Below are 9641 nucleotides of genomic sequence, written 5' to 3' on the forward strand. Positions count from 1 at the left end.
AGGTGATGGTGATGAAACAGTTGGGATTTTGGTCCATTTAGACGTAGTTCCAGAAGGAGATGGATGGACTTATCCACCTTATGAAGGAGAAATCCATGATGATAAAATTTATGGCAGAGGTACTACTGATGATAAAGGTCCAGCTATAGCTTGCTTATATGCTATGAAAGCATTAAAGGAATCTGATGTAGAATTAAATAAAAAGATTAGAATAATTTTCGGAACCAATGAAGAAACTGGTTGGGGTTGTATGAAATATTATTTTGATCATGAAGAAGCACCAGATATGGCATTTACACCAGATGCAGATTTTCCAGTTATCTATGGAGAAAAAGGGATTATAGTATTTGATTTAGTAAAAAAGATTGATTCAAATAGTTGCCATGGATTAGTTATAGAAAGCATTAAAGGTGGCAATGCTGCAAATATGGTACCTGATAATTGTGAAGCTATATTAAAAGTCGAAGATCCGTCTATTATAGAGAAAAAACTAAATAATTTTGTTGAAAACACTAAATATCCATTATACTTGGAGAAAGATAAAGACAAAGTAAAAATAATTGCTAAAGGTATATCTGCTCATGGAAGCACTCCAGAAAAAGGGGAAAATGCAATTTCTTATTTAATGGCCTTTTTAGGGAAACTACTTTCATGTGAATGTAGTTTATGTGATTTCATAAATATCTATAACGATAGAATTGGGTTTAGACATCATGGAGAAGATATTGGATGTGGATATGAAGACGATGTATCTGGAAAATTAAATTTTAATCCAGGAGTAATTAGAGCTAACGATGAAGAAATAAGATTGACTATAAATGTAAGATATCCAATTAAGAGTAGTGCGAAAGAAGTCTATGACGGTATCAGGGCTAATTTAGAAGGGACAGGAATTGAACTAGAAGAAGGAAATTCAGATATGAAGCCTTTATACATTCCAAAGGACAATTTCTTAGTTGAAAAACTTATGAAAGTATATAGAGAACAAACTGGGGATGTGGAAAGCCAGCCAATTACAATAGGTGGAGGGACTTATGCCAGAGCTATGGATAACGCAGTAGCTTTTGGACCAGTATTTCCTGGACAAAAAGAAGTAGCCCATCAAAAAGACGAGTTTATTTCTATTGAACATCTAATGAAGATTACTAAAATATATGTTCATGCTCTATATGAGTTGGCAAAATAAAGAAAAAGCTAGCAATAAATATAAAATAAGTTTGACAAAATATTTATTCTGACATATAATATTTATGGAAATTAAATATATAACAAGTAGAAGTATCCGCTTCTCACCTTATAGCCTAGGCTCATAAGGTTATAACAATAAACATAAATAAAGGTAGTTGTAAAACTATCGAATTGTGTATTGGGCTTATAGCGGGTATTTTATACCCGCTTTTATTTTTTAAAAAATTTAGGAGGTGCAGTAATATTAAAGAACTTCAAATTAATGAAGAAATTAGGGAAAGGGAAGTAAGGCTTATTGATGTAGATGGAAATCAGGTAGGTGTAATGCCAACTAGAAAGGCTTTAGATATGGCCTTTAATGAAAAACTTGATTTAGTAAAGGTAGCTCCAAATGCAAAGCCACCAGTATGTAGAATCATGGACTATGGCAAGTATAAATATGAATTAGCTAAAAAAGAAAAGGAAGCTAAAAAGAATCAAAAGGTTATAAATGTTAAAGAAGTTAGGATGAGTCCAAATATTGAAGACCATGATTTAAACGTTAAGGCAAACAGGGCCATAGATTTTCTTAAAAATGGTGACAAGGTTAAAGTAAGCGTTAGGTTCAGAGGTAGAGAATTAGGTCATACCGATGCTGGAAAAGAAGTTTTATTAAATTTTGCAGAGTTAACCTCTGAAAATGGAGTTATAGATAGACATCCTAAAATGGAAGGTAGAAATATGATTATGTATCTAGTTCCAAAAACAGAGTAAGTAAGGGAGGTAATATAAATGGCTAAAAAGGTAAAAATGAAAACACATAGAGGTGCAGCTAAAAGACTAAAAAGAACAGGAACAGGTAAAATAAGAAGATATAAAGCTTATAAAGGTCATCTAACTGGGAAAAAATCTGCTAAAAGGGTTAGAAACTTAAGAAAACCTGCTATAGTAAGTAAAGGAGACCAAAAGAGAATCGATTCATTAATACCATAACAAAATAGAAATGGATATATTAGGGAGGTAGTTTAAAATGGCAAGAGTTAAAGGCGGTGTAACCGCTAGAAAGAGACATAAAAAAGTTTTAAAGCAAGCAAAAGGATACTATGGTGCTAAAAGCAAATTATATAGACCAGCTAATCAAGCTGTTATGAAATCACTGGATTATGCTTATTCGGGACGTAAACAAAGAAAGAGAGATTTTAGAAAACTTTGGATTTCTAGAATAAATGCAGCAGCTAGATCAAATGGTATGAACTATAGCACATTCATTAATGGTCTTAAAAAAGCAAATGTTGAGATCAATAGAAAAGTATTATCTGAAATGGCAATCCACGATCCAGAAGGCTTTTCAAAACTTGTTGAAATTGCAAAAGGTATGTAATTAAAAGTTCCGGCCTCGGAACTTTTTGTTTTTATATTTTTATTTTTTATAATAGTTAGGGATTATTTATGATACAATACTTGTGTCTGGATATAGGAGGTTTTTATGAGCAGTATAAGAAAATATATAAATAAAATTGGATTGAATCCTCCAAGAGTACTAATATTAGGATTTGGAGCTTTAATACTGATAGGTACCTTATTGTTGAACTTACCTATAGCTACTAAAACAGGAGAAAGTATTGGATTGGTTAATTCTTTTTTTACATCGGCTTCAGCAGTTTGTGTTACCGGATTAGTAGTGGTGAATACAGCAGATTATTGGTCTTTGTTTGGACAGATTACCATTCTTATTTTAATCCAAATGGGTGGTTTAGGATTCATGACTATGGCAACAATAGTAGCTTTGCTGGTAGGTAAAAAGATAACATTAAAGGAAAGGTTAGTAATAAAGGAACAATTAAATCAGAAAACCATATCTGGATTAGTAAGACTTACTAAATACGTTATATTATCTACATTTATCATGGAAGGTATAGGGGCTATACTACTATCCACTAGATTTATACCTAAATATGGTACAATTAAAGGAATTTGGTTTTCCATTTTCCATGCTATATCTGCTTTTTGTAATGCTGGTTTTGATATAATTGGGGAAAGTATGGTGCCTTTTGTCGGAGACTATGTTATTAATCTGACCTTATGTTTATTAATAATAATAGGTGGGTTAGGCTTTTCAGTCTATATAGATATATCTAAAAACCGTAGTTTTAAGAGGCTAAGTCTACATTCAAAACTGGTAATTAGCATTACTATTATACTTATTTTCATAGGAATGATAATATTTTATTCAATAGAACAAAATAATCCAGATACACTTCTAAACTTTAGTAGAGGAGAAAAGGTGTTATCTGCTTTTTTCCAATCTGTTGTAACTAGAACAGCAGGATTTAATTCTGTGGATACTTCAATGCTATATGACACGACTGCTTTCATAATGATTATATTAATGTTTGTAGGAGGCTCTCCTGGCTCTACAGCAGGAGGTGTTAAAACTACAACCTTTGGTACCATAATATTGGCTACTTTATCTGTAATAAGAGGAGATAAGGATGTAGTAGTATTTAAAAAAAGGCTGAATCAAAATATTATTAATAGATCCTTAGCTATAGTTAGTATTGGTTTAACATTAATTTTAGCAGTTTCAGTTATCTTGACAATCACAGAAGATGCTAATTTTTTAGATGTGTTATTTGAAACTACTTCAGCTTTTGGAACTGTTGGATTATCAAGAGGAATAACATCAAACTTATCAGATATTGGTAAGATTACTATAGCTTTAACCATGTATGCTGGCAGAGTTGGAGCTCTAACTATGGCTTTTGCATTTGCACAGAAAAAGAATCAGTACCCTTACAGGTATTCAGAAGGAAATATAATGGTTGGATAGGAGGAATTTGAAATGAAACAATTTGTTGTTATAGGATGCGGTAGATTTGGGTCTAGTATTGCAATGACTCTTAATGATTTAGGGTATGAAGTCCTTGCTATCGATGAAGATGAAGACAAGGTTCAAGAAATATCAAAACATGTAACCTATGCTGTACAAGCAGATGTTACAGATGAAAACGTATTAAAGGAACTGGGTATTAGAAATTTTGATGTAGTAATCGTAAGTATAGGTTCCAATTACCAGGCATCCATAATGGCCACTTTAATAACCAAAGAATTAGGAGCAAATAAGGTAATAGTAAAAGCTCATGATGCTTTGCATGGAAAAGTTTTATCTAAAATAGGTGCAGATAAAATCATATATCCAGAAAGAGATATGGGAGTTCGGGTAGCACATAATTTAGTTTCTTCCAATATATTAGATTTTATAGAACTATCTCCAGATTATAGTATACTAGAAATTACAGCTTTAGAACAGTGGGAAAACAAAACATTAAAAGAGCTAAGACTGCCTAACAAGTTTGGAATCAATGTAATGGCAATTAAACGTGGTGAAGATATAAATATTTCTCCTTATGCTGATGATATAATACAAAAAGGAGATATTCTAATAGTAATCGGAAGTACAAAGGATGTGGAAAAAATTGAGAAGAATGCTGGTGATTAATCTATGATTTACATTACAAGTTCTTCCAATCCAACAATAAAAGAAATCAAAACTCTATATAGAAAAAAAGAACGATGGACAAAGAAATCTTTTTTAGCAGAAGGTATAAAAATAGTAGAAGAATATGTGGACAAGAAATATCCTATATCCTATATAGTAGTATCTGAGAATCTACATAATATTAGAGGTGGAGAAGCATTATTAGATAAAATACAGAATCATAAATATATAATACAGGTTCCAGATAAGCTATATAAGGAGATATCTGATATGGAAAGTCCTCAAGGAGTCTTAGCAGTTGTAAAATTTGAATTAGATTATATTCAAAATCTCCACAATAAAGAAAATCCTTTTATATTATTATTAGATAAAGTTCAAGATCCTGGCAATATGGGAACCATAATTAGAACGGCAGATGCATTTGGTGTAGATGGAATTATAGTCACTGATGGGTGTGTTGATATATATAATCCAAAGGTGGTAAGAGCAACTATGGGTTCCATATTTAGAGTTCCCATATACCATTATTCTATTGGAGCAGAAATAATTGAAGAATTGAAAAGTAAAAATATAAAAATATATTCTACCTCTCTTAAAGGAAATAGGTTCATCCAAAATACTGATTTCAATAAACCGTCATTGCTTATTATTGGAAACGAATCTAAAGGCGTATCCAAACATTTGGAAGCACTGGCAGATGATTTAATTAAAATACCTATGGTAGGAGAAGCAGAATCTTTAAATGCAGCAGTTGCTTCATCCATAATTATGTATGAAGTTGCAAGACAGCGTAACCATTAATTCTTGTATTTTGAGGCTATTGGTGCTATAATCTAGTAAATAGTTTGACATTCAGACCTTTGTTTTTGGAAGTAGGTCTTGTTTTTTTACAAGAAAGGAGTCGTATTATGAAAGATAGGTTAAAAAAAATCAAAGAAGAAGCAATAAGTGATATTAAATCTTTAAGCAATTTAGAAAGTCTAGAAAATATAAGGATAAAATATATGGGGAAAAAAGGGAAACTAACATCAGTACTCCGAGAAATGGGAAAGGTTCCAAAAGAAGAAAGGCCAGTTGTAGGTCAATTAGCTAATGAAATTAGACAAGAAATCGAAAAGGAATTATCGGGAGCTCGAGAAAACTTTAAAGAAAAATTAAAGCAAGAGAAAATTGAGAAGGAAAAAATAGATGTAACTATAACTAAAAGGACAAAGAAACTAGGTCATTCCCATCCTCTATTATCCACTATTGAAGAGTTAGAGAATCTATTTATTAGCATGGGATTTAGCGTGGTAGAAGGACCAGAGATAGAAACAGTAGAATATAACTTTGACGCTTTAAATTCTCCAGAAAACCATCCATCAAGGGATCTGTCGGATACCTTCTATTTAACAGAAAATATTCTACTAAGAACCCATACGTCACCAGTACAAATAAGAGCTATGAAAACCATGAAACCGCCATTGAAGATAGTTTCTGCAGGTAGAACTTTTAGATTTGATGATGTAGATGACACTCATTCACCTATGTTCCATCAATTAGAAGGATTGGTAATTGACGAGAAAGTTACTATGGCTAATCTAATTGACACCATAGATATATTTATTAAAGAATTGTTTGGGAAGGATATGGAAACTAGATTTAGACCTCATCATTTTCCATTTACTGAACCTAGTGCAGAAGTAGATGTATCCTGCTTTAGCTGCAAAGGCAAAGGTTGTCCCGTATGTGATGGCACAGGATGGAGTATGGAACTTCTAGGTTGCGGTATGGTTCACCCTAAGGTTTTAGAAAACTGTGGTATCGATCCAGAAAAGTACAGTGGATTTGCTTTTGGAATGGGAATTGATAGGATAACCATGGTAAAATATGGACTAGATGATATAAGACTATTATTTGAAAATGACAATAGATTTTTAGAACAATTTTAATTGGAGGAGGGAGAAGATGTTATTACCTATAAAATGGTTAAAAGAATATGTAAATTTAGATATAGATTCTAAAGTATTAGCAGATGAACTTACCTTATCTGGTTCCCATGTAGAATCCATTATTTCTTTAGATAGGGGATTGGAAAAGGTAGTAGTAGGTAGAATAGAAAAAATTGGAAAACACGAAGATGCGGATAAACTATTGGTAGTAATAGTTGATATAGGGGATGAAATATTACAGATAGTTACTGGAGCTACTAATTTAAAAGTAGGAGATTATGTACCAGTAGCTTTAATAGGGGCAAAACTTCCAAAGGATTTTTACATAGAGAAAACCAATTTTAGAGGAGTGTACTCCTTTGGTATGCTTTGTTCTTTAAAAGAGTTAGGATATGAAGACAGTGTTATTCCTAAGCGTCATAGAGATGGTATTTTTGTCTTAGATAAGGAATATCCATTAGGAACACCTATAGAAGAAATATTAGGCTTATACAGCGAGATAATTGAACTGGAGATAACTCCAAATAGACCGGATTGTTTAAGCATAATAGGTATGGCAAGGGAAACAGCTGCCACCTTTAATAAAGAATTAAAATTACCTGAAATAAATGTAAAAGATGAGGTTGAAAATATAGAAGATTATGTAGATTCCATAAAGGTAGACGAAGAGCTTTGCAATAGGTACTATGCTAGAGTTATTAAGGATATAGAGATAAAAGAATCTCCTCTATGGCTTCAAATTTATCTAATGGAAGCAGGCATCAGACCAATCAATAATATTGTAGATATAACTAATTTTGTTATGTTAGAATTTGGGCAACCACTCCATGCTTTCGATCTAGATAAATTAGATAATAAAAAAATTTTAGTTAGAAGAGCAAAAGAAAAAGAGAAGATTAGAACTATAGATGACCAGAAAAGAACTCTTACCAACTCTAACTTAGTTATTACCGATGGAGAAACTCCAATTGCTATAGCGGGAGTAATGGGTGGAATGGACACAGAAGTTACTGAGGAAACCACTACAGTCTTATTGGAATCTGCCAATTTTGATGGCAAATCCGTTCGCCTTACATCAAAAGCACATAATTTAAGGACAGAAGCATCCTCCAGATATGAAAAGGGGATGGATCCAAACTTATGTAAAATGGCTGCTGAAAGGGCTTGTCAATTAGTTGAGCAAATAGGTGCTGGAAAAGTAGTTAAAGGTCCCATAGATATCTATGAAAATGTAAGGGAAGAAAAGACTATCCAATTAAGGCCAGAAAAAGTAAATAATCTTTTAGGGACTGATTTAACTGTAGATGAAATGACAAACTACCTAGAAAGACTGGATCTAAAATCTAAAATATATGGAGATAATATTGTTGTAAATATACCTACCTATAGATTGGACTTAAATATAGAAGTAGACTTAATAGAGGAAATTGGAAGACTCTACGGATTCCATAATATACCTATAAAACCCTTAGTTGGAGTTCTAACAAGAGGCGGAAAGCCCTATAACAGAATAGTTTCAGATATGGCTAGCTCTATCCTACAAGGATTAGGATTAAATGAAGTTATAACTTACTCTTTCATTAGTCCAAAAGTATATGATAAAATAAAAATAGAACCAAGTAGTAAGTTAAGAGATTATATTAAATTAATAAATCCTCTTGGTGAGGATTATAGCGTTATGAGGACAACTTTAATTCCAAATATGTTAGAACTTTTAGGTAGGAATTACAATCATGGAGTGAAAGAATGCTATCTTTATGAAATAGGAAATATTTTTATTCCTAAAGAATTACCCCTAAAAGAACTTCCTAAAGAAGAAAAGATTTTATCTATAGGAATGTATGGAAATGTAGATTTTTACAATCTTAAAGAAGTAGCTATTACTTTATTTGAAAGATTAGGACTAAAAGGTATAGAATATACAATCGAAGACAAAGACCCAACATTCCATCCAAATAGAACTGCTAACATATTATTAGAAAAAGAAAAGATCGGTATTTTAGGGGAAATACACATGGATGTAGCAGAAAACTATGATATAGATACTAGAGTATATATAGCCCATATAAACTTTGACACCATAGTCAAAAAAACCAATTTAGAAAAAAAATATAGACCTTTGCCAAAATATCCAGCTATTTTAAGAGATATTGCAGTAGTAGTAGATAATGATATATTGGTTGGAGATTTGGAAAATATAATATTGGAAAATGGAGAAGGATTAATTGAAGATTTAGAACTGTTTGATGTCTATGAAGGAAAGCAAGTATCCGAAGGTAAAAAAAGCATAGCTTTTTCAATCACTTATAGATCCTATGAAAGAACCTTAAAAGATGAAGAAGTAAATACAGTACACAATAGAATAATCCAAAGTTTAGAAAACAAATTTGACGCAAAACTTAGGAGTTGAAAAATATATAAATTAAAAAAATAAAGGATTTTGAAGAATTATGTAGAATACACTAGTTAAAGATAATAAAAGGGAGAGGATAAGTTATGACAGAAAAAAACAAAACCAATGTTATAATAGATGGTCGTAACTTTACAGTAATTGGGAGTGGCTCGGAGGAATATGTACACAAACTAGCTGAATATGTAGATGAAAAAATACAAGAGATGGCAAATAAAAATGATAGATTAAGCAGTTCAATGGCTGCAACTTTGGCTGCCCTAAATATATCTGATGAACTTTATAAAACTTATAGGGAATTGGAAACTTTGAAAAGTAAATCGAAAACCCCTATGGAAAACTATGAAAAAATATTGAACCAATTAAATGAAATAAAACAGAAAAATGAAGAATTAAAAATGGAATCCAATATCTATAAAGACGAACTATTAGAAATGAGAAGAGAAAACGAAAAGTTCAAAAAGAAGATGGAGAACTACAACCAAGCGCTGAAATTAAAGGAAAAGGAATTAGAGGATAGCCAAAATATGATTAAAAAACTCCAAGACAAAATATATGATAGTCAAATTCAATTAATAGAAAGTAAAAAAGAATTGGAAGAAGTATTAAAATTGTACAATAAGGAGAAAAATAT

The 9641-nt window shown here is 31.6% G+C and carries 10 protein-coding genes and 1 other annotated feature; all 10 genes read left to right on the forward strand.

The annotated features are described in order from the left end of the window. The coding region (gene pepV, locus VK998_RS04220; protein ID WP_325225849.1) for a dipeptidase PepV at nucleotides 1-1186 on the forward strand (1186 nt) is incomplete at its 5' end. A gap of 78 nt (nucleotides 1187-1264) precedes the next feature. Beyond that, nucleotides 1265-1410 (forward strand) — a sequence feature (ribosomal protein L20 leader region). After that, entirely contained in the window at nucleotides 1366-1941 is a 576-nt protein-coding gene (infC, locus tag VK998_RS04225) for a translation initiation factor IF-3 (protein ID WP_325225871.1), read from the forward strand. (Overlaps the previous feature by 45 nt.) An 18-nt stretch (nucleotides 1942-1959) precedes the next feature. Next, entirely contained in the window at nucleotides 1960-2160 is a 201-nt protein-coding gene (gene rpmI / locus VK998_RS04230) for a 50S ribosomal protein L35 (RefSeq protein ID WP_325225852.1), read from the forward strand. A gap of 37 nt (nucleotides 2161-2197) precedes the next feature. Then, complete coding sequence (gene rplT, locus VK998_RS04235) at nucleotides 2198-2548, forward strand: 50S ribosomal protein L20 (RefSeq protein WP_325225854.1); 351 nt, start codon at nucleotides 2198-2200, stop codon at nucleotides 2546-2548. 105 nt (nucleotides 2549-2653) lie between these two features. Further along, entirely contained in the window at nucleotides 2654-3997 is a 1344-nt protein-coding gene (locus VK998_RS04240; RefSeq protein ID WP_325225857.1) for a TrkH family potassium uptake protein, read from the forward strand. Between the two features lie 12 nt (nucleotides 3998-4009). After that, complete coding sequence (locus VK998_RS04245; RefSeq protein ID WP_325225860.1) at nucleotides 4010-4666, forward strand: potassium channel family protein; 657 nt, start codon at nucleotides 4010-4012, stop codon at nucleotides 4664-4666. Between the two features lie 3 nt (nucleotides 4667-4669). After that, on the forward strand, nucleotides 4670-5467 hold the full coding sequence (rlmB, locus tag VK998_RS04250) for a 23S rRNA (guanosine(2251)-2'-O)-methyltransferase RlmB (protein ID WP_325225863.1): 798 nt from the start codon (nucleotides 4670-4672) through the stop codon (nucleotides 5465-5467). A gap of 107 nt (nucleotides 5468-5574) precedes the next feature. After that, nucleotides 5575-6597, forward strand: coding sequence for a phenylalanine--tRNA ligase subunit alpha (gene pheS, locus VK998_RS04255; protein WP_325225866.1), 1023 nt, complete (start codon nucleotides 5575-5577; stop codon nucleotides 6595-6597). A gap of 16 nt (nucleotides 6598-6613) precedes the next feature. After that, nucleotides 6614-9007 (forward strand): phenylalanine--tRNA ligase subunit beta, encoded by a 2394-nt coding sequence (gene pheT, locus VK998_RS04260; protein ID WP_325225868.1) that lies wholly within the window; start codon nucleotides 6614-6616, stop codon nucleotides 9005-9007. Nucleotides 9008-9093: 86 nt separating this feature from the next. Beyond that, on the forward strand, nucleotides 9094-9641 hold a 548-nt coding region (locus tag VK998_RS04265), incomplete at its 3' end, for a cell division protein ZapA (protein WP_325225869.1).

Source organism: Schnuerera sp. (assembly GCF_035459645.1).
GTDB lineage: Bacteria > Bacillota > Clostridia > Tissierellales > Tepidimicrobiaceae > Schnuerera.

Excerpts from the sequence above, each read along its gene's own strand:
- rplT (WP_325225854.1), top strand. The coding sequence starts at position 2,198 with ATGGCAAGAGTTAAAGGCGGTGTAACCGCTAGAAAGAGACATAAAAAA.
- pheT (WP_325225868.1), top strand. The coding sequence starts at position 6,614 with ATGTTATTACCTATAAAATGGTTAAAAGAATATGTAAATTTAGATATA.
- pheS (WP_325225866.1), top strand. The coding sequence starts at position 5,575 with ATGAAAGATAGGTTAAAAAAAATCAAAGAAGAAGCAATAAGTGATATT.
- rlmB (WP_325225863.1), top strand. The coding sequence starts at position 4,670 with ATGATTTACATTACAAGTTCTTCCAATCCAACAATAAAAGAAATCAAA.
- VK998_RS04245 (WP_325225860.1), top strand. The coding sequence starts at position 4,010 with ATGAAACAATTTGTTGTTATAGGATGCGGTAGATTTGGGTCTAGTATT.
- rpmI (WP_325225852.1), top strand. The coding sequence starts at position 1,960 with ATGGCTAAAAAGGTAAAAATGAAAACACATAGAGGTGCAGCTAAAAGA.
- VK998_RS04240 (WP_325225857.1), top strand. The coding sequence starts at position 2,654 with ATGAGCAGTATAAGAAAATATATAAATAAAATTGGATTGAATCCTCCA.